The organism is Nonomuraea sp. bgisy101 (genome assembly GCF_057708945.1).
In genome coordinates this window covers 193,387-214,876 of sequence record NZ_JBYITD010000016.1, presented here as the reverse complement: position 1 = coordinate 214,876, position 21,490 = coordinate 193,387, and the positions used below count along the sequence as shown (strand labels likewise).

21 protein-coding genes are annotated in these 21,490 nt (G+C 71.3%); 11 read left to right on the top strand and 10 right to left on the bottom strand.

Going from position 1 to position 21,490, the window contains the following annotated elements:
* Nucleotides 1–3 precede the first annotated feature (3 nt).
* Genes AC3EO4_RS29140 through AC3EO4_RS29125 form a run of 4 tightly spaced genes read left to right on the top strand, consistent with a single transcriptional unit; the run spans nucleotide 4 to nucleotide 4,683 of the window.
* Nucleotides 4–1,446 carry an FAD-binding oxidoreductase gene (locus tag AC3EO4_RS29140; RefSeq protein WP_379581181.1) on the top strand — a complete coding sequence of 481 codons (1,443 nt, stop codon included), beginning with the start codon at nucleotides 4–6 and terminating at the stop codon, nucleotides 1,444–1,446.
* The gene (locus AC3EO4_RS29135; protein WP_431898658.1) at nucleotides 1,446–2,615 is read left to right on the top strand and encodes an FAD-binding oxidoreductase; all 1,170 of its coding nucleotides are present in this window, start codon (nucleotides 1,446–1,448) and stop codon (nucleotides 2,613–2,615) included. Before AC3EO4_RS29140 ends, AC3EO4_RS29135 begins: the two co-directional genes overlap by 1 nt.
* 5 nt (nucleotides 2,616–2,620) lie before the next feature.
* A complete protein-coding gene (locus AC3EO4_RS29130) occupies nucleotides 2,621–3,937 on the top strand; it encodes a (Fe-S)-binding protein (protein WP_431898657.1) in 1,317 nt (438 codons plus the stop codon).
* Nucleotides 3,934–4,683, top strand: a complete 750-nt coding sequence (locus tag AC3EO4_RS29125; RefSeq protein ID WP_431898656.1) for an IclR family transcriptional regulator — start codon at nucleotides 3,934–3,936, stop codon at nucleotides 4,681–4,683. Before AC3EO4_RS29130 ends, AC3EO4_RS29125 begins: the two co-directional genes overlap by 4 nt.
* 41 nt (nucleotides 4,684–4,724) lie before the next feature.
* Here AC3EO4_RS29125 and AC3EO4_RS29120 read toward each other — a convergent pair whose 3' ends face one another.
* The gene (locus AC3EO4_RS29120; RefSeq protein WP_379581178.1) at nucleotides 4,725–5,618 is read right to left on the bottom strand and encodes an SPFH domain-containing protein; all 894 of its coding nucleotides are present in this window, start codon (nucleotides 5,616–5,618) and stop codon (nucleotides 4,725–4,727) included.
* Nucleotides 5,619–5,698: 80 nt separating this feature from the next.
* On the opposite strand from AC3EO4_RS29120, the gene AC3EO4_RS29115 reads away from it, so the two are divergent.
* Nucleotides 5,699–5,911: a DUF2277 family protein gene (locus AC3EO4_RS29115; RefSeq protein WP_431898655.1), complete on the top strand. Its 213-nt coding sequence runs from the start codon at nucleotides 5,699–5,701 to the stop codon at nucleotides 5,909–5,911.
* Nucleotides 5,912–5,942: 31 nt separating this feature from the next.
* Nucleotides 5,943–7,847, top strand: a complete 1,905-nt coding sequence (locus tag AC3EO4_RS29110; RefSeq protein ID WP_379581176.1) for a hypothetical protein — start codon at nucleotides 5,943–5,945, stop codon at nucleotides 7,845–7,847.
* On the opposite strand, the gene AC3EO4_RS29105 is transcribed toward AC3EO4_RS29110, so the two are convergent.
* A complete protein-coding gene (locus AC3EO4_RS29105; protein ID WP_379581175.1) occupies nucleotides 7,828–8,295 on the bottom strand; it encodes a hypothetical protein in 468 nt (155 codons plus the stop codon). The genes AC3EO4_RS29110 and AC3EO4_RS29105 overlap by 20 nt on opposite strands.
* Nucleotides 8,296–8,387: 92 nt before the next feature.
* Here AC3EO4_RS29105 and AC3EO4_RS29100 point away from each other — a divergent pair, with 92 nt between their 5' ends.
* From AC3EO4_RS29100 to AC3EO4_RS29090, 3 genes are read left to right on the top strand one after another with little or no spacing between them, the layout of a single operon-like run.
* Nucleotides 8,388–9,068 carry a response regulator transcription factor gene (locus tag AC3EO4_RS29100; protein WP_379581174.1) on the top strand — a complete coding sequence of 227 codons (681 nt, stop codon included), beginning with the start codon at nucleotides 8,388–8,390 and terminating at the stop codon, nucleotides 9,066–9,068.
* Nucleotides 9,065–10,309, top strand: a complete 1,245-nt coding sequence (locus AC3EO4_RS29095; protein ID WP_431898654.1) for a sensor histidine kinase — start codon at nucleotides 9,065–9,067, stop codon at nucleotides 10,307–10,309. The genes AC3EO4_RS29100 and AC3EO4_RS29095 overlap by 4 nt, the downstream gene beginning before the upstream one ends.
* Before the next feature lie 35 nt (nucleotides 10,310–10,344).
* Nucleotides 10,345–10,644 (top strand): PepSY domain-containing protein, encoded by a 300-nt coding sequence (locus AC3EO4_RS29090; RefSeq protein WP_431898653.1) that lies wholly within the window; start codon nucleotides 10,345–10,347, stop codon nucleotides 10,642–10,644.
* Nucleotide 10,645: 1 nt separating this feature from the next.
* Here AC3EO4_RS29090 and AC3EO4_RS29085 read toward each other — a convergent pair whose 3' ends face one another.
* The 7 genes from AC3EO4_RS29085 to miaA all read right to left on the bottom strand — a co-directional run bounded on the left by AC3EO4_RS29085 (nucleotide 10,646) and on the right by miaA (nucleotide 19,631).
* A complete protein-coding gene (locus AC3EO4_RS29085; protein ID WP_431898652.1) occupies nucleotides 10,646–11,311 on the bottom strand; it encodes an HNH endonuclease family protein in 666 nt (221 codons plus the stop codon).
* A gap of 74 nt (nucleotides 11,312–11,385) precedes the next feature.
* Complete coding sequence (locus tag AC3EO4_RS29080; RefSeq protein ID WP_431898651.1) at nucleotides 11,386–13,806, bottom strand: GcvT family protein; 2,421 nt, start codon at nucleotides 13,804–13,806, stop codon at nucleotides 11,386–11,388.
* A 91-nt stretch (nucleotides 13,807–13,897) separates the two neighbouring features.
* Nucleotides 13,898–14,656, bottom strand: coding sequence for an SDR family NAD(P)-dependent oxidoreductase (locus tag AC3EO4_RS29075; protein ID WP_431898650.1), 759 nt, complete (start codon nucleotides 14,654–14,656; stop codon nucleotides 13,898–13,900).
* Entirely contained in the window at nucleotides 14,657–16,939 is a 2,283-nt protein-coding gene (locus tag AC3EO4_RS29070) for a tetratricopeptide repeat protein (RefSeq protein ID WP_431898649.1), read from the bottom strand.
* A 19-nt stretch (nucleotides 16,940–16,958) separates the two neighbouring features.
* Entirely contained in the window at nucleotides 16,959–17,714 is a 756-nt protein-coding gene (locus tag AC3EO4_RS29065) for an SCO6745 family protein (protein WP_431898648.1), read from the bottom strand.
* 220 nt (nucleotides 17,715–17,934) lie between these two features.
* On the bottom strand, nucleotides 17,935–18,741 hold the full coding sequence (gene dapF / locus AC3EO4_RS29060; protein ID WP_431898647.1) for a diaminopimelate epimerase: 807 nt from the start codon (nucleotides 18,739–18,741) through the stop codon (nucleotides 17,935–17,937).
* Entirely contained in the window at nucleotides 18,738–19,631 is an 894-nt protein-coding gene (gene miaA / locus AC3EO4_RS29055; RefSeq protein ID WP_379581165.1) for a tRNA (adenosine(37)-N6)-dimethylallyltransferase MiaA, read from the bottom strand. Before miaA ends, dapF begins: the two co-directional genes overlap by 4 nt.
* Before the next feature lie 68 nt (nucleotides 19,632–19,699).
* Between miaA and AC3EO4_RS29050 the strand changes: the two genes are divergently transcribed.
* Nucleotides 19,700–19,972, top strand: coding sequence for an antitoxin (locus tag AC3EO4_RS29050; RefSeq protein WP_379581164.1), 273 nt, complete (start codon nucleotides 19,700–19,702; stop codon nucleotides 19,970–19,972).
* Between the two features lie 75 nt (nucleotides 19,973–20,047).
* Here AC3EO4_RS29050 and AC3EO4_RS29045 read toward each other — a convergent pair whose 3' ends face one another.
* Nucleotides 20,048–20,572: a methylated-DNA--[protein]-cysteine S-methyltransferase gene (locus AC3EO4_RS29045; protein ID WP_379581163.1), complete on the bottom strand. Its 525-nt coding sequence runs from the start codon at nucleotides 20,570–20,572 to the stop codon at nucleotides 20,048–20,050.
* A 1-nt stretch (nucleotide 20,573) separates the two neighbouring features.
* Between AC3EO4_RS29045 and AC3EO4_RS29040 the strand changes: the two genes are divergently transcribed.
* On the top strand, nucleotides 20,574–21,470 hold the full coding sequence (locus AC3EO4_RS29040; protein WP_379581162.1) for a ribonuclease Z: 897 nt from the start codon (nucleotides 20,574–20,576) through the stop codon (nucleotides 21,468–21,470).
* Nucleotides 21,471–21,490 lie beyond the last annotated feature (20 nt).

Below are 21,490 nucleotides of genomic sequence, written 5' to 3'. Positions count from 1 at the left end.
CCCATGATCTCGACCGAGCTCACCGAGGGCCTTCGGGCGTTCCTGCCGGAGGACTCGGTGATCACCGACCCGGTACGGCTGCGCACCTACGAGTGCGACGGCCTCACCTATCACCGCGCCATGCCGGGTGTCGCCGTCCTGCCGGAGACCGCTGAGCAGATCGCGGCGGTGGTCAGGCTGTGCAACGAGCACGGCGTGCCGTTCGTGGCGCGCGGCTCGGGCACCGGCCTGTCGGGCGGCGCGCTCCCCCGCACCGACGGCGTGCTGATCGTCACCTCGAAGATGCGGGCGATCGTGGAGATCGACCTGCCCAACCGCAGGGCGGTCGTCGAGCCGGGCGTCACGAACCTGGCGATCACCGAGGCGGTCCGCGACCAGGGCTACTACTACGCGCCCGACCCCTCCAGCCAGCAGATCTGCTCGATCGGCGGCAACGTGGCGGAGAACTCGGGCGGCGCGCACTGCCTGAAGTACGGGTTCACGGTCAACCACGTCGAGGCCTGCGAGATCGTCACGCCCGACGGCGACATCGTGGTGCTGGACCGGCACGATCCCGGCTACGACCTGCTCGGCGCCTTCATCGGCTCCGAGGGCACGCTGGGGATCACGACCAAGGTGACCGTACGGCTCAGCCGCGCGCCCGAGATGGTGATCACGGTACTGGCGGCCTTCGACGGCATCGAGCGGGGCGGTGAGGCCGTGTCCGCGATCATCGCGGCGGGCATCGTCCCCGCGGCGATCGAGATGATGGACGCGCTGGCCATCGCCGCCGCTGAGGCGGCCGTGGCCTGCCGCTACCCGGAGAACGCGGGCGCGGTGCTGATCGTCGAGCTGGACGGGCCGAGCGCGGAGGTCGAGACGCAGTTCGAGCAGCTCAAGGAGATCTGCTCGGGCGCCTTCGAGCTGCGGGTGGCCGCGGGGCCCGCCGAACGGGCGGCGATCTGGAAGGGGCGCAAGTCGGCCTTCGCCGCCGTCGGCCGGATCAGCCCCGCCTACATCGTGCAGGACGGCGTGGTGCCGCGCACGGCGCTGCCCGAGGTGCTGGCGGGCATCGACAGGCTCTCCCACGAGCACGACATCAAGGTCGCCAACGTCTTCCACGCCGGCGACGGCAACCTGCACCCCCTGGTGCTGTTCGACGACGCCGAGCCCGGAGCGGGAGAGCGCGCCGAGATCGTCTCCGGCCGCATCCTCGACCTGTGCATCGAGCACGGCGGCTCGATCACCGGCGAGCACGGCGTCGGCGTCGACAAGGCCCGCTACATGCCGAGGATGTTCTCCGCGGAGGACCTCGACACCATGCAGCTCGTCAGGTGCGCGTTCGATCCGCGCGGGCTGTCGAACCCGGGCAAGGTGTTCCCCACACCGCGCCTGTGCGGGGAGGTGCCGGGCGTGCGCAAGGGCGTGCACCCGCTGGTCGAGTCGGGAAAGGCGGAGCAGTTTTGATGCCGAGCGGGGTCACGGTCAGGCAGGCGGGTCCGGACGACGAGGTCGCGGGCGTGCGTCCGCGCTGGGTCGCGCTCCCGGAGAGCGTCGAGGAGATCGCCGCCGTCCTGAAGGCCTCCGCCGAGCGGGACCTGGCGGTCGTCCCCGCCGGCGGCGGCTCCAAGCTGCACTGGGGCCCGCCGCCCGAGCGCTGTGACGTGCTGCTGGACACCTGCTGTCTCAACCAGGTCGTCGAACACGCCTCGGGTGACCTGGTGGTGAAGGTTCAGGCGGGCGTCACCATGGACGCCCTCGCAGGCACCCTCGCCGCCCAGGGCCAGGAGCTGGCGCTCGACGTTCCCGTGGAGGGCGCGACCGTCGGCGGCACCCTCGCCACCGCGACGGCGGGCCCGCGTTCCTTCCGGTACGGCACGGCCCGCGACCTGCTCATCGGCATCACCGTCGTCCTCGCCGACGGAACCGTCGCCCGCTCGGGCGGCAAGGTGGTCAAGAACGTGGCGGGCTACGACCTCGGCAAGCTCTTCACCGGCTCGTACGGGACACTCGGCGTGATCGCCGACGCGACGTTCCGCCTCCACCCCCGTGCCGCCGACCGCCGCTGGGTGACCTCGTCCGTACCGCAGGCCACCGCCTTGGGCTCCGTCGTCACGACCCTGGCCGCCTCCCAGGACGAGCCCACGGCCATCGAGGTCGACCGGACGGCCGGCGAAGGGCGGGTCGAGCTGGCCGTCCTGGTGGAGGGCACGGCCGCCCGGTCGCGCGCCGAGTCCGTCGCCGCCCTCGTCGGAGGTCAGGCCGCGATCGAGGGGCGGCCCCCGTCGTGGTGGGGCGTGCTGCCCGACGACGAGGTGCTGCTCGAGGTGCGCTTCCCGCCCTCGCGGGCCGACCAGGTCCTGCAGGAGACGCTCGGCCTCGGCGCGGCGGTGCGCGGCTCGCCCGCCTCAGGGGTCGTGTGGCTCGGCGGCGACGAGCACCTCATGGAGGCCGTGGTGCCCCTGCGCAAGCGGCTCGGCGAGTACGGCGGGCGGGTCACCGTGGTGGTCGGCGAGCCGTACCAGGGCCTGGACAGGTGGGGAGAGATCAGCGCGCTGCCGCTGATGCGGCGTGTGAAGGAACGTTTCGATCCCGGGCGCAGGATGTCTCCCGGCAGGTTCGTGGGAGGGATCTGACCCCGATGGAACCCGAGCTGATCAAGGACTGCGTGCACTGCGGGTTCTGCCTGCCGACGTGCCCGACGTACGTGTTGTGGGGCGAGGAGATGGACTCCCCTCGCGGCCGCATCCACCTGATGGGCCAGCACGTCGAGGGCACGCCGATCACGCCCGCGATGGCGGGCCACTTCGACGCGTGCCTGGGCTGCATGGCGTGCGTGACCGCGTGCCCCTCAGGCGTGCGGTACGACCTGCTGATCGAGCAGACGCGCGCCGAGGTCGAGCGCGAGCACGTGCGCGAGCCGCAGGAGCGGGCGGTGCGCGGGCTGGTGTTCGGACTGTTCCCCTACCCGCGCAGGCTGCGCGCCCTGCGTCCGACGCTCGGGGTGGCCAGGAGGCTGCAGCCGCTGCTCGAACGGGCGCACCCCAGCCTGGGTGCCATGGTCGCCCTCGCGCCCGCTCCGGGCAGGCGGCAGCGGCTGCCGCGCCGCGTCACGGCCGTGGGCCCGCTCAGGGCCGTGGTCGGGATGCTGACCGGGTGCGTGCAGGGCGAGTTCTTCCCCCAGGTCAACGCGGCCACCGCCCGGGTACTGGCGTTGGAGGGATGCGATGTGGTGATCCCCCCGCATCAGGGGTGCTGCGGGGCGTTGAGCGTGCACTCGGGGCGCTCGGACCAGGCGCGAAGGTTCGCGAGGCGGACGATCAGGACGTTCGAGCGAGCCGGGGTCGACACCATCGTGGTGAACGCCGCGGGCTGCGGCTCGTCGATGAAGGAGTACGCGGAGCTGCTGGGCGACTCACAGGAGTGGGCGGCCAGGGCACGCGCGATCAGGACCGTCGACCTGGCCGAGTGGCTGGCCGAGTTGGGGCCCGTGGCGAAACGGCATCCGCTGCCGGTGAGCGTGGCCTACCACGACGCCTGCCACCTGGCGCACGCCCAGGGGATCAGGGCACAGCCGAGGGAACTGCTGCGCGGCATCCCCGAGCTGTCGCTCAAGGAGATTCCCGAGTCGGACCTGTGCTGCGGGTCGGCGGGGACCTACAACATCTTCCAGCCGGCGGCGGCGCGCGACCTCGGGGACAGGAAGGCGGCGCGGGTCCGGTCGACGGGGGCGGAGCTGCTGGTGTCGGCCAACCCCGGGTGCACGATGCAGATCGCGGCGGCGATGCGGCGGCGGGGCGAGGAGATCAGGGTCGCGCACACGGCGGAGGTGCTGGACGCCTCCCTGCGCGGCGTCTCCCCGTCCGTCCTGGGTGCCACAGGGCGCGGTGGCCGCGATGGCTCCGGCCGGGGGACCAGAGGTCCTGACGGCGGTCGTCCCCGAGGGAGGCTCGCGTGAGCGTGCAGTCGGTCGACCGGGCGTTGGACGTCCTGGAGGCGCTGGCCGCGCACGGCGGCGAGGCGGGGCTGTCGGAGATCGCGGCTCGCACCGGCCTGCCGTACGGGACGATCCACCGCCTGCTGCAGACGCTGCTGGCCCGCGGCTACGTGCGGCAGGAATCCGACCGCAGGTACGCGCTCGGCGGGGCGCTCGTCAGGCTCGGCGGGGTCGCCGAACGGATGATGGGGGTGTGGGCGCAGCCGTACCTGACCAGGATGGTCGAGCTTTCGGGCGAGACCGCCAACCTGGCGGTGCTGGAGGGCGACTTCATCGTGTACGTCGCGCAGGTGCCCTCGCCGCGCAGGTTGCGGATGTTCGCCGAGGTCGGCAGGCGCGTGCTGCCGCACAGCACGGCCGTGGGCAAGGTGCTGCTGGCCGACAGGCCCGGCGCCGAGGCGATGGCGGTGTTCGAGCGGACCGGCATGCCCAGGCGCACCGCCAACACCATCACCGACGGCGAGGCCATGCGCGCCGAACTGGCCGCGGTCAGGGACCGGGGGTACGCCATGGACCTCGGCGAGGAGGAGCTCGGCGTGCACTGCCTCGCCGTGCCGGTGAACGACGGGGTCCGCGTGGTGGCGGCCATGTCGGTGTCGGGGCCTGCCGAGCGCATCGAGGCGCTCGACAGGGACGAGCTGGCCGAGGGCATGCGGAAGATCGCCCTCGACTTCGGCCGCGAACTGAGCTCCCCGAACGGCTGGTGAGGTCCTCGGCCGGCCCCCACCGGCCGGGGGTCGCGCGCGGCTCAGCGCCTCGGCGTGATGTTGATCGTGCCGTTCTGCGGGACGGGCACCACGTCGACCTTGCCGTCCTGGATCGCCTTCCACAGGATCGCGCCGTTCGGCCCGAGCACCCTGACCAGGTCCTGGATCGACTCCAGCTCCGTCTTCACCTTGGCGTTGATCTGCTGCTGGGCCAGGTTCTGCTGCTTGGCTGCCTGCTCGGCGGCCAGGGCGTTGATGAGGCTCTCCGGCGGCTGCGGCTTCTGGATGGTCAGCACCACGTCACCGCAGTCGCCCGTGCCCGCGTAGTTGGGCTGGCAGAAGTACTCGGCGCCGGCGGTCTCCTTGATGAACTGCCTGGCCAGCTGGCCGACCCGCTGCTCCCACTGCTGCTTGACCGTGGGGTCGTTGAACAGCTTCTTCCACTCGAACTCCTGCGAGGCGGCGTCCATCGCCCGGTCGAGCGGCTGCTTGAAGTAGAAGTTGAGCATCTTGGTCCAGCCGCGGGACGAGCCGTCCTCGAAGAACGCGCCGAACTTGCGGCCGATCTTCTCGTGGAACTGCTGGAGGACCTTGCAGTCGGTGTTGAGCGTGAAGGTCGCCGACCCTGACACCTTCATCTCGACGTTGTCCTTCGAGACGATGCTGATCCCGCCGGACTCGGCGTCGTCGGAGCCGGAGAAGTCGAAGGTCCGCTGGCCGAAGGGGTAGTGGTAGTCGGTGTCGCCAGGGCCGAGCCAGGTGGCGCCGCTGGACGGGTTGATGCACCGCTCGAACTTGATCGCCTCGATCGGTCCTCCCGCGTAGTGGAGCACGACCTCGTCGGGTTCGGTGCTGACGCGGGAGAAGCCGGTGGCGATGACGACCAGGGCGACGAGCACCGCGCCTGCCGCCGCGATTAAGAGTCCTCTTCTCACGCGGCGAGATACTACTGGGCGCTTTCCCGGGAAGGGCCGGCGCCGGAGAAAGGTCGGTGCTGGGAGGTAGCGTGCGAGGCATGTGTAGAAGCATCAAGACGCTGCGCCCGCCGTACACCGACGACGTCACCGAGGACGACGTGCGCGCCGCGGCCCTGCAGTACGTCAGGAAGATCTCCGGTTTCCGCGCCCCCGCCGCCCACAACGCCGCGGCCTTCGACGCCGCCGTCGAGGCCATCACCAAGGCCTCCGAGGAGCTCCTGGCCGGCCTGCAGATCCGCGGGGCCCATTGACAGCCGCACAGGGCGGGGGAATGTTCCTCGTATGCCCCCCATCAGCGGCCTGTACCGCGGCCAGGACGGTGAATCCCAGCTCGACCTGAGGGTCGACGTCGACGGAGCGAGACCGACAGGGCGGCTCAGCGGCGACCTGTTCACCACGACCGGCGCGACGACCACCTATCACGGTTCGTTCGTCGTGCACGCGACGACCAGGCAGGGCGACAGGATCGAGGGGCAGGGCGCCTTCACGTTCGCCGCACCCGACAGGCACGTGACCGTCACCGTCACCGAAGGTTCGGCCACCGCGACGGTCGCCGGAAGGACGTACAGGCTCGACCGGGCCTCGCCGTTCTTCAGGAGCGTCCTGCTGGAGCAGGACTCGGTCACGGGAGCGGTGCCGTTCGTGTCCTACGACACCGGTTCGCTGCCGTGCCCGTCGGGCGGGCGGATGCTGACGGTGGCGGAGGCGTACGCGGAGGCGGGCGTGGAGCTGCGCGTCGCCGAGCCCGGCGTGGTCCCCGTGGACGGCGCCGGCGATGACCTGGCGTGGGACGACTCCGAGCTGCACAACGCGATGACCAGGCAGTTCGCCTCGTTCGGCGACCAGGCGGCGTGGCGGGTGTGGCTGCTGGTCGCCAGCAGGCACGTGGGCGGCTTCCGCGGCATCATGTTCGACTACAACGACGGCTGCCAGCGCCAGGGCGCCGCCGTCTTCTACGACGCGATCAAGGGTGAATCGCCGCAGGCTCAGCGGGCCCAGCTGCGCACGTACGTGCACGAGCTCGGCCACGCCTTCAACCTCCTGCACTCCTGGCAGAAGAACCTGGCCCGCCCGCCGCAGCCGCTCGGCCTGCACGGCGGCTTCGGCGACCTGTCGTGGATGAACTACGTGCAGAACTACGTCCCCGGCGGCGAGCGCGCCTACTGGCAGTCCTTCCCGTTCCAGTTCACCGACGCCGAGCTCGTTCACCTGCGTCACGGCTTCTTCCGCGACGTGGTCATGGGCGCCAACGCCTTCGGCACGGGCGCGGCCGAGCTCGACCCGTTCGAGCAGCCGGTCGACGACCGGTCAGGGCTGCTGCTGGAGGTGCGGGCGAAGGACTCCTTCGGATACGGCGAGCCGGTCGTCGTCGAGCTCAAGCTGTCGTCCACGGGCGAGGCCCGCACGACGCACGGCCACCTGCATCCCGACACCGAGTTCACGCAGATCTCCATCACCCAGCCGTCGGGCAGGACCGTGCTGTACCGCCCGATGATGCGGCACTGCGTGGACGAGTCGCCCGAGATCAGGCTGGACGCCGGCAATCCGGCGATGTACCGCAGCGCCTACATCGGTCACGGCCGCGACGGGCACTACTTCCAGCAGCCCGGCGACTATCTGGTGCGCGGGCAGTACATCGCGGCCGACGGCTCCCGCATCGTCTCCGCCTCCTGCCCGGTGCGGGTGCGCCATCCGATCACCACCGACGACCACAAGGTGGGCGAGCTGATGCTGGGTGAGGAGCAGGGCAAGCTGTTCTCGCTGCTGGGCTCCGACTCCCCGACGCTGCGTTCGGGCAACGAGGCGCTGGAGGAGGTCATCGGCAGGTTCGGCGACCACCCGCTGGCCGTCTACGCGCGGATGGTGAAGGGCCTGAACGCCGAGCGTGAGTTCAAGGACCTCGGCGCGGACAAGAAGCTGCACGTGCGCCCGCCCGACACGAGGGAGAGCATCGAGCTGCTCGGCGAGGTGGCGAGAGAGGCGTCGATCGACAACATCACGCTCAACATGGTGACGCGCCGCCTGGCGCGGGCCGTGGCGAGGAGGGGCGATCTGGACCGCGCGCTCGGCCTCATGGACGACATGGTGTCCACGTTCGCGGCGAAAGGGATCAATCCCATCGTGCTGGGCCAGATCAGGCGGCAGGCGACGCTGACCAAGCAGGCGCTCAGCGCCGAGATGTCATGACGGGCCGGTCCTGCCCGTCGCAGCTGATCTCGATCTTGACGTCGCGCTCGCCCGACTCGAACTCGACCTCGACCCTGTCACGCGATTCGGTCTCGACGTCGTCGGTGGTGTAGCCCTGGGCGGGGCTCCACGAGCGCAGCCGCACCAGGCCCGCGTCACAGGCGGCGACCACGGTCCCGCCCGCGGTCCTGAACACCTCGGCCCGGCCCGCGGCCCGCGGCCCCGGGGTGGAGGGCCGGTCGCCGGAGGGGGCGGCGCTCGAAGGCGCGGGCCGACTCGGCGAGGCCGCCGGCTGGGGCGCCGCGGCCAGCGCGGCGCGGACCTCGGCGTCCGACATCGGACGGCCGACGGTCCCGGTCAGCGACCCGCCGAGCAGCCCGAGCACCGCGATGCCGGAGCCCGTGGCGACCAGCGCGACGACCACCCAGGCCAGGAAGAGGCGTTTCACCCTTCCACCATCCCCCATCTCGCGATAACGCGAGGTTAACGCGGCGATAAGCCGGTTAACGCGGCCCCCGCGACCGTCTACGGTTTCCTCATATGGCCGACATCCTGCTCATCGAGGACGACGCGACCATCCGGGCGGCCCTCAGCCGTGGCCTGCGGGAGCTCGGCCACGCCGTCTCCTCCTCCCCCACCGCGCTCGACGGGCTGCGGCTGGCCGTACAGGACCGTCCCGACCTGGTGGTCCTCGATCTGGGCCTGCCCGACCTCGACGGCGTCGACCTGCTGCGCATGCTGCGGGCGGTCAGCAAGGTGCCGGTGATCGTGGCCACGGCCCGCGACGGCGACGCCGAGATGGTCCCCGTGCTCGACGCGGGCGCCGACGACTACGTGGTCAAGCCGTACAGCTCCGCCCAGCTCGACGCCCGCATCAGGGCGGTGCTCAGGCGGACGGGCGACGTCAGGGACAAGCAGGAGCTCACGGTCGGCGACCTGCTCCTGGACCCGCGGGCCAGGACGGCGGCCCTCGGCGGCGTCACGCTCGACCTCACGCCGCGCGAGTTCGACGTCCTGCACTACCTCGCCGCAAGGCCCGGCGAGGTGGTGACCAAGCGCGAACTGCTGGTGGAGGTGTGGCAGGTGCCGTACGGCGGGGCGGACAAGACGGTCGACGTCCACCTGTCGTGGCTGCGCCGCAAGCTGGGTGAGACGGCCGCGAACCCCCGCTACCTGCACACGGTCCGTGGCGTGGGTGTGAAGCTCGTGAGCCCTTCGTGAGGCGCTGGCTCGCGCTCCTGGCCGCGGCGATCACCTCTCTCGTGCTCGTGGCGCTGCTGGTGCCGATGGCGCTGCTGATCCGCTCGGTCGCCGAGAGCGGCGCGATGGCCAGGGCGACGGGCGCCGCCGAGTCGGTCGCGGTCGCGGCCGGCTCCCCCGACCTGGTCCTGACCGTGGAGCAGGCGCGCGGCGGCCCCTTCCCCGTCACCGTCTTCCTGCCAGGCGGCGGGGTGCTGGGAGCCGGCGCCTCTCGTGACGACGCGGTACGGCTGGCCGCCACGGGCCGCAGCGTCACCGCCGAGGCCCCCGGCGGCAGGGCCGTGCTGGTCTCGGCGCTCACCCCTCAGGGGACGGTCGTGGTGCGGGTGTTCGTCGGCGACGCGGAGCTCACCAAAGGCGTGCGCGAGGCGTGGCTCGGTCTGGCGCTGCTCGGCCTGGCGCTGGTCGCGCTCGGGATCGTGCTGGCCGACCGGCTGGCGCTGGCGATCACCAGGCCGATCGGCGCGATGGCGCAGGTCTCGCACCGGCTGGCCGGCGGCGATCTGACCGCCAGAGCGGCGCCGGACGGCCCGCCCGAGGTCCGCTCGGTGGCGCTGGCGCTCAATCATCTGGCCGGGCGGATCGACGACCTGCTGGCCGCCGAGCGCGAGTCGGTCGCCGACCTCTCGCACCGCCTGCGAACCCCGCTGACCGGGCTGCGGCTGGACGCGGAGTCGCTGCGCGACCCCGACGAGGCGGCCAGGGTGTCGGCCAGGATCGACGAGTTGCAGCGTGCCGTCAGCGCGGTCATCACCGAGGCCAGGCGGCGTACCGGCGAGCAGCAGTCCTGCGACGCCGCTGCCGTGGTGTCGGAGCGGGCCACGTTCTGGTCGGTTCTGGCCGAGGACCAGGATCGCCGCATGGACCTCGACCTGGCTCCAGGCCCGCTGCCGGTGCGGGTGTGCGCGGCCGAGCTGGGCGCGTGCGTCGACGCGCTGCTCGGCAACGTCTTCGCGCACACCCCCGAAGGCGTCGCGCTCGCCGTACGGCTGAGTCCCGGGGTGCGGCTCGTCGTCGCCGACGAGGGACCGGGTTTTCCTCCTGCGGCTCTGGAGCGGGGGCGCAGCGGCGCCGGCTCGACCGGCCTCGGCCTCGACATCGCCCGCAGGACCGCCGAGTCGGCGGGCGGCGCGCTCGAACTCTCCACCGGGCCAGGCGCGACGGTCACGCTCACGCTTAGCCCACCTTTAACGATCTCCTAGCGCGGTGCTATCGCGGCCGGGGCGAACCTGTGGCCATGACGACGACAACACTCATCGCCGCGGCCCTGCTCTTCACCGCCGCCCCCGTCACCCAGGCCCAGGCCGTCGACATCGCGAAGGCGCGCGTGCCGGGCGCGAGCGTCGTGGAGGTCCATCGCGACTGGGAGCACGGCCACCGCACCTGGGAGGTCGAGCTGCGCAAGGGCCGCTGGGAGTACGAGGTCCACGTGGCGGTCAAGAACGGCAGGATCGTGAAGGTCGACAGGGACCGCGACGACGACGGGGGCCGTGACGACGACGGCCGTGGCAGGGACCGCCACGGGGACGACGACTGACTCAGCAGGAGGACAGGATGTCCTTCATGGCGGCCTTCTCCGCCGCGGTGACCCACAGCGCGTACTTCGTCTTCACATTGACCTGGCGGACGATGTAGGCGCACCTGTACGCCTTGCGCGGCGGCAGCCATGTCGCCGCGTCTGCGTCGCTCTTCTGGCCGTTGAGCGGCCCGTCGACGGCCAGAAGGTTCAGCGGGTCGTTGGCGAACTCCTTGCGCTTGTCCTTGGCCCACTGCTGCGCGCCCTTCTGCCAGGCGTCCGACAGCGGGATCAGGTGGTCGATCTGCACGTCCGAGCTGGTGTCCTGGCCGCGCTTGAAGTTGATCGTCTTGCCCGAGTACGGGTCGTCGAGGACACCGGTCAGCACGATGCAGTCGTGCGTGCCCGGCTTGAACGTCTCATCGCGCAGGTCCCGCTTGAGGATGTCGTTGCGGGTGTCGCAGCCGTTGTGGTCGACGTCCGCCCACGCGGGCCCGAACTTCTCCCGTTCGAACCCCGTCTTCGGCGCCCGCCCCTTGACCTCGAGCTTGTCCAGGTCCTTGCGCGCCTCGCCGACGTCGGCGGACGGCGCCTTACCCGCGTCGGAGTCAACGTCGGCCGCCTGTAGCGCCCCGCACCCCGTCAGCAACGCCATCGAGGCCAGAGCACCCGCCAACATCCTTTTCATTCGTAAAATTCTAGGATGTAAACGGTCAAGCCCGCGAGTAACGCGTCAGCCAGGTATCAAAGCGACGGAGATCCCTATCTCCGGATCTTCTCCATCTTCGGGTCGAAGAGCGGCTCCTCGGCGACCACCGCGGGCACGCGCCGGCCGAAGTACACGATGTCGACGTGCGTGCCGGGGCTCGTCAGCTCCACCGGCAGCCACGCGTAGGCGATCGGCCTGCCGACCGTGTGCCCGAAGGCGGCGCTGGTGACGTATCCCGCCGTCCTGCCCTCGTGCTTGACCGGCTCCTTGCCCATCACCACCTCGGTCGTCAGCAACGGCACCAGCCTGCGGGTCAGCTCGCCGTCCAGCGCGTCGCGGCCGAGGAAGTCCTTGTCCTTCCGTACGGCGAAGCCCAGCCCCGCCTCGTACGGGCGGTGCTCGTGGGTCATGTCGACGCCCCAGAGCCGGTAGCCCTTCTCCAGGCGCAGGCTGTTGAACGCGGCTCTGCCGCCCGCCGTCACCCCCTCGCCGAACAGCGTGTCCCAGAGCTTCAATCCCAGGTCGGCGCTGGTGTAGAGCTCCCAGCCGAGCTCACCGACGTAGGAGACGCGCATGGCCAGCACCGGCACCTGACCGACATATCCGGACTTACAGGTGAAGTAGCGGAACCCTTCGTGCGACAGGTCCATGTCCGTCAGCGGCTGGACCAGCTCGCGCGCCATCGGCCCCCAGACGCCGACGCAGCAGGTGCCCGGCGTGATGTCGCGGACCTCCACGCCCTTCGGCGCGTGCCCTCGCAGCCACGCCAGATCCAGATTGCCGTTGGCGCCGACCTGGTAACGGTCCTCCTCCAGCCTGGCGACGGTCAGGTCGGACCTGATGCCGCCCCTGGCGTCGAGCATGAGCGTGTAGGTGACCGAGCCGGGCTTCTTGTCCACATTGTTGGTGGTCAGCCACTGCAACATGTCCGCCGACCCCGGCCCGCTGACCTCGATGCGCTTGAGCGGCGTCATGTCGTAGAGGGCGACCCTCTCGCGCGTCGCGTACGCCTCGGCCGCCGCGATCGGCGACCAGTACCTGGAGGCCCACTCGGCCCGCTGCGCGACGCCGAGCGCCGCCTCGACGAACGCCCCCCACACCTCGTCGGGCAGGTCGGCGTCGGCTCTGCGGCGCAGGGCGAGCTCCTCCAGCAGCGGCTTGTTGGCCTCGAACCACTGCGGCCGCTCCCATCCCGCGCCTTCGAGGAAGTAGGCGCCGAGCTCGCGCTGCCTGACGTGGAACGGGCTCGTCCGCATCGGCCGCGGCGACTCCATCGGCTGCAAGGGATGGATGATGTCGTAGACCTCGACGAAGTTCTGCCTGCCGCGCTCCTCGATGAAGGCGGGGGCGAGCTGCACGGACTCGAAGCGCTCCAGCTCGCACTCGTGCAGGTCCACGCTGGAGTGGCCGTCGGCGAGCAGCTCGGCGACCGCCCTGGCCACGCCCGCCGAATGGGTCACCCAGACCGCCTCGGCCAGCCAGAACCCCTCCAGCTTCGACGACTGCCCGATCAGCGGGAACCCGTCGGGCGTGAAGGAGAAGATCCCGTTGATCCCGTCCAGGTAGGTGCTCTCCCGCAGGGCGGGCAGGAGCTCGGCGGCGTCCTTCCACGAGGGCTCGAAGTCCTCCGGTGTGAACGCCTGCACCGAGGGCATCACCGTGCCCCTGTCGTCGATCTCGTGCTGCTTCACCGGCATCGGCCGGTGGGCGTAGGACCCGATCCCCACCCTGTCCCCGTGTCCGCGGACGTACAGGTCCTTGTCCTGGTGCCGCAGGATCGGCAGCCCAGGGGGCACGGCGAGCGCACCCGACTTGGCGTACTGGTGAGCCAGCGGCAGCAGCGGCACGGTGACGCCCGCCATCGCCCCGATGGACGGGCCCCAGAATCCGGCCGCGCACACGACCACGTCGGCGGGAACGACACCCTGGTCGGTCTCCACCGCCGTGACCCGTCCGCCCCGCTGGGCGATCCCGGTGACCCTGTGCCGCTCCAGGAGACGCGCCCCGCGCTCGACCGCCCTGCGGGCCTGCGCCGCACCGCTCGGCACCGCCCTGGCCAGCCCGTCGCCCGGCACGTGGAAGCCGCCGAGCACCTTGCCGACATCGAGCAGCGGCCAGAGCTCGTGACACTGCGCGGGATCGAGCAGCCTTCCCTCCACGCCCCACGACTCGGCCCACCCGTGCTTGCGCCGCAGGTCCTCGAGTCGTTCCTGCGTGGTCGCCACCTCCAGCCCGCCCACCCGGTCGAAGGTGCCCAGACCGGTGTACTTCTCGACGGTGTAGGCGGCGAACTCGGTCATCGTCTTCGACGCGTTCGTCTGGAAGACCAGCCCCGGGGCGTGCGAGCTCGACCCGCCCGCCTCGAACAGCGGCCCCTGCTCGACGACCGTCACGTCGGTCCAGCCGCGGGCGGTCAGCTCGTCGGCGAGGGCGCAGCCCACGATCCCCGCGCCGATGATCACCACACGAGCCATGCGACGCCTCCCGCCGTTCCCCGGTACGCAGAAGTATCGGAACACAACGGGCAACCTGCCGCAAACACCAGCGCCGTCGGCAGGGCGGACGTCAGGTGATGAGGAGACCGCCGTCGACCGGCAGCGTCACGCCGGTGATGTAGGAGGAGGCATCGGAGGCCAGGAAGACGGCGGCGGCGACCAGCTCGGAGGCGTCGCCCACGCGCTTCATCGGCACGCGGAGCTCGAGCATCGTCTCCAGGTAGTCCTGCTTGTAGTCCTCGGTCATCTCCGAGTGGAAGAAGCCGGGCTCCAGGCAGTTGACCCTGATGCCCTTGCGACCCGTCCACTGTTGCGCCAGATCCCTGGTCAGCCCGATGACCGCCGCCTTGGACGCGCTGTAGGCCGCCTGCGGGAGGCCCGCGGTCGTCTCGCCGAGGACGCTGCCCACGTTGATGATCGACGAGCCGGGCCGCATGACCCGCCCGCACGCCTGCGCCATCCAGTACGTGCCGTGCAGGTTGATGTCGACGACCTGACGGAACTGCTCGGGCGTCTCACGCGTGGCGGGCACCGCGGTGCCCACGCCCGCGTTGTTGACCAGCACGTCGACCGTCCCGAAGGCGGACACCGCCGCCTCGACCAGCGCGTCGCAGTCGCCGACGACGGTCACGTCGGTCGGTACGGCCACGCACCGCCTGCCCGTCTCCTCGACCAGCAGGCGCGTCTCCTCCAGCCGGTCCTTGCGACGGGCGCCGATCACGATGTCGGCGCCCGCCTCGGCCAGCCCCCGCGCGAAGGCCACCCCCAGCCCCGAAGAGGCTCCTGTGACGATGGCGACCTTCCCCTGAAGGCTGAACCTGTCGAGCATCTAGAGTCCGTACTCCTTCACGATCCGCTCGTGGCGCTCCACCTCGACGTCGACCTCCCTGGCCAGGTCGAGCCAGGCCAGGGGGTGCACCCAACGCTCGGTGGCGTCGTCGAGCAGGGCGTCGACCTCGACGGGCGAGACGTCCGGCGGCACCGCGACCCAGCCGAACACGCCGGGCAGCTGCTCGCCGCTGGTCGGGTGGGAGACCTGGTAGTTCTCGTCGCTGTAGACCCACATGGGCCAGCCGCGCTCGGCCATGACCTCGGTGAACTCGGCCCAGTCCTCCTCGCTCGGCGCGGCGCCGTCGAAGAAGTAGCTGGTGTAGCCGCCAGGGCGGAGCATGCGGACCGCCGCGAACGGCGGCACGAAGTTCTGCTGCTCCTGCGGGTCGTCGGGGACGGGCTCGAGCAGCTGCGGGTCGAAGACGACCAGGTCGCCCGCGTTGTACTCCATACCGCGCGGCTGCGGCAGCGCGAGCCTGGCCGTGGCGGGGCCCGTGCGGATGGACAGCACCTGCCGCTGGCCGCCGTCGGGCGCGGGCAGGATGATCCTGACCAGGCCCAGCTCCTCCTCGATCGGCCCCTCGGCCGACTTGACCTGCATGCCGATCCTCTTGGCGCCGACGCGGACGGTCTCCCAGTCCTCGGCGGAGGTCGCCAGCACGATCATGCGCCAGACGTCCTCGTCGGTCATGTCGTCGCCGCCGAGGGCCTCGCGCAGCACCTGGGCGCCCTTGGCGTTCTGGTCGAGCTGCTGGCTGGCGCTCGCCAGCGCGCGCCTGGCCTCGATGCCCGCGCCCGCCGCCAGCGCCTGCTCGGCCTCGGAGACAGCCTGCTCCCAGCGCTCACGGGCCAGGTGAAGCCTGGCAAGCGCGAGATGCTTGAACGCGCCGGGCAGCAGCTCGGCCATCTGCTCCAGCCGCTCGTCCTGGCGGGCCTCGACGAGCAGGTTGGTCAGGAAGTCGACGTCCTGGGCGTCGGCGGTGGCGATCCGGCCGCCGTCGACGAGCATCTTCCAGTAGATGTCGGCGCCCGTGGCGGGGTAGCCGAGGAAGCCGAGCGTCGTGGTGTGGCGGCGCGTGGCCTCGATGTCCTGGCCCGACAGCGGGGCCAGCCAGCCCACCCACTCCTCGGGGTTGGCGTTGATGCCGTCGGCGGCGTCGAAGTAGGCGACGCGCTCCTCCAGCGGGCTGGACGCCTCGGGCGCGGCGGTCGCCGCGGCGGCGGCGCGCAGTGCGGCGACCCGCTCGGCGACGCCCTCGGCGGAGCGCAGCTCGGTCGCGGCGTGCTCGGCCAGGTCGGCCAGCAGTTCGGCCTGCCAGACGCCCTTCCTGTCCACGGCGAGGTCACCGGCGACCAGGGCCAGCTCGACGCGGGCGCGGTAGCCGCCCATCATGCCGAAGTAGTCGATCCACTGGCGGAGGACGCGCCCGAGCTGCCAGGTGTTGGTGATCTGCGCGGAGCCCGCGAGCTTCGCGACGGCCTGCGCCCACTCCACGAAGTCGCGCGGGTGGTCGCCGACGACGTCGAGGTCGGGCAGCGCGTCGACGGCCTCGGCCGTGCGCCCCAGCGTGGCGAGGATGAGCGCGCGGCGCACGCCCTCGCGGTGCGGCTTGGCGACGGGGTCGTCGGGCTTGAAATCGGCGGCGGCCTGGATGGCGGCGAGCGCGTCGTCGGCGCGGCCCACGGCCAGCAGCGCGCGCGAGCTCTCCGCGCCGAGCTCCCAGCTCGCCTCGCGACTGACCGCGCCCAGGCGCTGGATGGCGGTCTCGGCGTAGGCGACGGCCTCGTCGGCGCGTCCGGCGTCGGTGAGCGCCGAGACGTACTGCGTGACCAGGCCCGCGTAGGCGACGTCGGTCGGCTCGAGCGCCTCGATGGCGGGGCCGAGGGCGGCCAGGCGCTCGGCGGCGTAGCCGGGGCCGTCGGCGTTGGCCTGGGCGAGCGCCAGCGCCTCCACGGCCGCGGGGGCCGAGGGGCAGTCGCGAACGTCTTCGCGCTGGGCGAACGCCACGAGCTCCTCCGCGTCACCGATCGCGACCGCGCCCTGCGCCCTGTCACCGATGCGGCCGATCAGGTGCCAGTAGCGGGCGTAGAACTCGAGCCACGGCAGGCCGAGGGTCTCCGCCTGCTGCGCGATGGCCGGGGCCATCACGTCGAGCTGCGGGTACCGACCCTCGTAGGCCTGAGCCGGCAGGTCGCCAAGCGCCATGGCGAACGGGGCGTTACCCGCCTCGGAAAGCTGCTGCTGGGCTTCGCCGACCCAGGCCCAGATGTCCACGTCCATGGGCAGCCAGTCTGCCAGGTCAACGGACGTGCCCCAAACGCATCAAGGTGACGAGCTCGTCGCGTTCCGCGTCGGTAAGGGCGGCGAAAGCGGGCGCCATCAGCTCGTCCGTCAACTCCTCGGCCTCCCGCCTGCGCGCCACCGTCTCCTCGGGAACGGCCGGATACGGCTCGGGCCAGGTGAAGAAGCGCGCCATGTCCTGGCCGGAGGAGATACCGAGAGGGGTGCCCTCATGGTCGGTGGCGAGGGCCGCGGTCAGCGGGTCGAACCCCATCGACAGGATCGCGATCGCGTGCAGGCCGCCGCGCAGTTCCCTGACCACGTGCATGAGCTGGGTGGCCCTGGCCACGGGGTCGTCGGGCAGCGGTACGGCCCGCCAGCCCGCGAACAGCGGCGACCCGAGCACGGAGGCGGCGCCGGCGACCTTCTCCAGGAGGTGGGCGATGCGGTCGCAGCCCTCGACGGCGCCGAGCTTGCGGCGGCCCCACGCGTGGCAGGCCGTGGTGTAGAGCGCGACGGCCTCCTCGACGGGGAGCTTGCGGCCGCCTTCCCAACTCTCGCGAACGTGGCTGGGAGGGAAGAAGACCGCCGCCGAGGTGACGACGTCGGCGTCGACCTCGCCGAGGACGCCGCACCTGCCTCTGAAGTAGAGCTCGCGCGGGCCGAGACCCGTCCGCGCGCACAGCTCCTTGGCCTCGCGGGAGAGCATGAAGCCGCCGCCCAGCCTGCCGATCGTGCCCTTGACCGCCACCGCGGTGCTCTTGGAGTCGACCATGCGGCCAGCATCGCCCACCAGAACATCATTCTGCAAGGGTTCCTCGACGGTCTTCACCCGAAGAGCCGGTCCCGGACACCTCCGGCCCGCGACCGGAAGGCCGGACGCACGGGAGGACGGCCCCGCGATGCGACCTCGTCCCCGTGGTGCCGCCCCCCGGACCGCGGGGACCACGATCCCGAGGCGCGAAACCGTGGCCTGGGGCCGGAGGCAGGCAGGGTCAGAGAGTCAGCTCCCCCGAGGCGATGATCGCCGCGGGTCCCGCCAGGTAGCTGGTCCGCTCGTCGAGCGTGACCGTGAGGATCCCGCCCGGCACCTCCACCGTCCACGTGCCCGTGTCCTCGCCCGCCAGGTGCGCCGCCGCGACCGCCGTGGCGACCGCGCCGGTCCCGCACGAGCGGGTCTCGCCCGATCCGCGCTCGTACACCCGCATCAACGCCCGGTGCGTGCCCACCGCGTTCAGCAGCTCGATGTTGACCCCGTTGGGGAAGACCGCGGGGTCGAAGGCCGGCTGGTGGGTGAGGTCGAGGTGCGCGACGGGGTCGCCGATGACGCAGGCCAGATGCGGGTTGCCCATGTCGACGTGCAGCCCGGTGTACTCCTGGCCGCTCACGGTGGTGGTGCTCGACCCGAGCACGACAGGCTTGCCCATGTCGACGGTCACGTCGCCGTCGGCGGCCAGCCGTACGAGCTTGGGGCCTCCCCTGGTCGCCACGGCGAACTCGCCCGGCTCGGCCAGGCCCGCCTCCACCAGGTAGCGGGCGAAGACGCGCACGCCGTTGCCGCACATCTCGGCGATGCTGCCGTCGGCGTTGCGGTAGTCCATGAACCACTCGGCGCGGTCGGCCTGGTCGGCGACCTCCTGGCTGAGCTTGGTCCTGACCACGTGGAGCACGCCGTCCGCGCCGATGCCCGCCCTGCGGTCGCACACCGCGGCCACCCTGGCGGGGGCCAGGTCGAGCTCGTTGTCAGGATCGGGGAGGATGACGAAGTCGTTGTCGGTGCCGTGCCCCTTGAGAAATCTCATGTCTCAACCCTATCCAGGGCCTGCCGCAGCAGATCCGGCGCGTCGAAGGGCAGCCAGACCACCCTGGGATCGCGGCGGAACCACGACTCCTGACGTCTGGCGAACCTGCGCGTGGCCCTGACCGTCTCCTCGAAGGCCTGGTCCTCGCTCCACTCGCCGTCCAGGAACCGCAGGACCTGCGCGTAGCCCAGGGCCCTGCTCGCCGTACGGCCGTGCGCCAGGCCGTGCGGGAGCAGCCCGCGCACCTCGTCGACCAGGCCCGCCTCCCACATGCGCCGGACGCGCAGCTCGATGCGCTCGTCGAGCACCGGCCTCGGCACCTCGACGCCGAGCTGGACGCTGGGGTAGACGGCGTCGTAGGAGGGCATGTTGGCCGAGAACGGGCGCCCGGTGAGCTCGATGACCTCCAGGGCGCGCACGATCCTGCGGCCGTTGCTCGGCAGGATGGCCGCGGCCGCGGCGGGGTCCTTCTCGCGCAGGCGCGCGTGCAGCGCCCCTGATCCCCGCTCGGCCAGCTCGGCCTCCAGCCCGGCCCTGATGCCGGCGTCCGTTCCAGGGAACTCCAGGTCGTCCAGCGCCGCCCTGACGTACAGACCGGAGCCGCCCACCAGGATGGGCACGTCGATGGCGTCCATCAGCGGCCTGACCAGCCGCTGGTACTCGGCGACGCTCGCCGTGACCGTGACATCCCATATGTCTAGAAGATGGTGCTTGACACCGCGACGCTCGGTTTCATCCAGCTTTGCTGTACCGATGTCCATTCCTCGGTAAAGCTGCATGGAGTCGGTGTTGATGCATTCCCCGCCCAGCCGGAGCGCCAGATCCACGGCGAGATCAGACTTTCCGGCCGCGGTCGGTCCGACGACGGCGATCACTGGCTGTTTCCCCACACGGATAAGTGTGACAAGCCGATGGGTATGAACGGTCCGCAGTATCGACACACCATTCGGGGGAAAGTATGTCGATCTTCGACAAGGTCAAGGAGATGCTGGGCGAGAAGCACAAGAACGTCCCAGAACAGGGCGGGCCCGCGACCGACGAGACCACCGCCCAGGCCGGTGACGTGCTCAGCGACTTCAGGAACAAGGCCGAGGAGGCCGCCATGAGCGGCATCGACGAGGCGGCCAGGAACGTGGACGAGGCCACAGGAGGCAGGTTCACCGACCAGATCGACCAGGGCGCGGAACAGGCCAGGAACATCGCCGACAAGATCGACGGCGAGCAGGGTTGACACCGCGTGCGGGACGCGCCCTTCAGCCCGTCCCGCATCCAGCCCCGGGCCCTCCCGGTCTCCTCAGGGCCCGCCTCAGAGATCGAGGAGGGTCGGCTGCAGGTAACCCTCGTGGGTGAGCAGCCAGCGCTTGGTCTCGACGCCCTCTCCCCCGCTGAACCCGCCGAGCCCGTTGCCCGCCACCACCCTGTGGCACGGCACCACGATCGGGATGGGGTTCGCTCCCATGATCGACCCGATGCCCCGCGCGGGGACCGTGGACTCCGCCTTGCGCGCCAGCTCGCCGTAGGTGACGACCGTGCCGAAGGGCACCTTGTGCAGCGCCTGGAGCACCCGCCGCGGCGTCGGGGAGATGAACCGCCAGTCGACGGGCGTCTCGAAGACGCGGCGCCGCCCGGCGAAATATTCGGTCAACTCGGATACGACGCCGGCCGTACGATCCGGGTCATGAACTTCGACCAGGTCCTTCAGGCGCGGCCTGGAACCCCAACCGGCGGCGACCAGCCCCACCTCCGTGACGGCCAGCGTGAACCTGCCGACGGGCGTCGAAACCTCGGCGAACGCGACGGTGACCGGCTCGGGACTCGGCTGGGAGGTCATCGTGTCCTCTCGTGAACTCGTGGTGCTGGGCACGTCCAGTGCGGTGCCTACCAGACACCGTAACCACAACGGGTACCTTCTGCGCTGGGACGGCCAAGGCCTGCTTTTCGACCCCGGCGAGGGCACGCAGCGGCAAATGGTGCACGCGGGCGTCAGCGCGCACGACGTCCACTGGATCTGCGTCACCCACTTCCACGGCGACCACTGCCTCGGCGTGCCAGGCGTGGTGCAGCGCATCGCCCGCGACAAGGTCAGGCACCAGGTGCGCGCGGTCTTCCCCGGATCGGGCGAGCTCTACTGGCGCAGGCTCAGGCACGCCGCGGCCTTCGCCGACACCGACAGGATCACCGAGCACCCCGTCACGGGCGAGGCGGACGCGGTGGGGCCGCTGACGGCCCGCCTCCTGTCGCACCCCGTCGAGTCGTACGGCTACCGCCTGCAGGAGCCCGAAGGCCGGCGCATGCTGCCCGACAGGCTCAGGGCGTTCGGGATCAAGGGTCCGGAGATCGGCCTGCTCCAGCGGACCGGCTCGGTGCGCGGCATCACGCTCGACCAGTGCAGCGTGCCGCGTCCGGGGCAGTCCGTCGCCTTCGTCATGGACACCAGGCTCTGCGACGCGGTGTTCGAGCTCGCCGACGGCGTGGACCTGCTGGTGATCGAGTCGACGTTCCTGTCGTCGGAGGCGGCGCTCGCCAAGGAGTACGGCCACCTGACCGCCTTCGACGCTGGGGTCGTCGCCGCCCGCGCCGGCGTCAGGCGGCTGGTGCTGACCCACTTCTCCGAGCGGTACGGCGTCGCGGAGGAGCCCGCGTTCCTGGAGGAGGTGCGGCGCAGCTACGACGGCGAGGTGGTGGTGGCACGCGACTTCACGACCGTCCCCGTGCCCAGGCGGCGCTGAGCGTTGGGCCCCCTTCGTCG

Coding starts and splice junctions, on each gene's coding strand:
- AC3EO4_RS29140 (WP_379581181.1), top strand. CDS start 4: ATGATCTCGACCGAGCTCACCGAGGGCCTTCGGGCGTTCCTGCCGGAG.
- AC3EO4_RS29135 (WP_431898658.1), top strand. CDS start 1,446: ATGCCGAGCGGGGTCACGGTCAGGCAGGCGGGTCCGGACGACGAGGTC.
- AC3EO4_RS29130 (WP_431898657.1), top strand. CDS start 2,621: ATGGAACCCGAGCTGATCAAGGACTGCGTGCACTGCGGGTTCTGCCTG.
- AC3EO4_RS29115 (WP_431898655.1), top strand. CDS start 5,699: ATGTGTAGAAGCATCAAGACGCTGCGCCCGCCGTACACCGACGACGTC.
- AC3EO4_RS29110 (WP_379581176.1), top strand. CDS start 5,943: ATGCCCCCCATCAGCGGCCTGTACCGCGGCCAGGACGGTGAATCCCAG.
- AC3EO4_RS29100 (WP_379581174.1), top strand. CDS start 8,388: ATGGCCGACATCCTGCTCATCGAGGACGACGCGACCATCCGGGCGGCC.
- AC3EO4_RS29090 (WP_431898653.1), top strand. CDS start 10,345: ATGACGACGACAACACTCATCGCCGCGGCCCTGCTCTTCACCGCCGCC.
- AC3EO4_RS29085 (WP_431898652.1), bottom strand. CDS start 11,311: ATGAAAAGGATGTTGGCGGGTGCTCTGGCCTCGATGGCGTTGCTGACG.
- AC3EO4_RS29080 (WP_431898651.1), bottom strand. CDS start 13,806: ATGGCTCGTGTGGTGATCATCGGCGCGGGGATCGTGGGCTGCGCCCTC.
- AC3EO4_RS29075 (WP_431898650.1), bottom strand. CDS start 14,656: ATGCTCGACAGGTTCAGCCTTCAGGGGAAGGTCGCCATCGTCACAGGA.
- AC3EO4_RS29070 (WP_431898649.1), bottom strand. CDS start 16,939: ATGGACGTGGACATCTGGGCCTGGGTCGGCGAAGCCCAGCAGCAGCTT.
- AC3EO4_RS29065 (WP_431898648.1), bottom strand. CDS start 17,714: ATGGTCGACTCCAAGAGCACCGCGGTGGCGGTCAAGGGCACGATCGGC.
- dapF (WP_431898647.1), bottom strand. CDS start 18,741: ATGAGATTTCTCAAGGGGCACGGCACCGACAACGACTTCGTCATCCTC.
- AC3EO4_RS29050 (WP_379581164.1), top strand. CDS start 19,700: ATGTCGATCTTCGACAAGGTCAAGGAGATGCTGGGCGAGAAGCACAAG.
- AC3EO4_RS29045 (WP_379581163.1), bottom strand. CDS start 20,572: ATGACCTCCCAGCCGAGTCCCGAGCCGGTCACCGTCGCGTTCGCCGAG.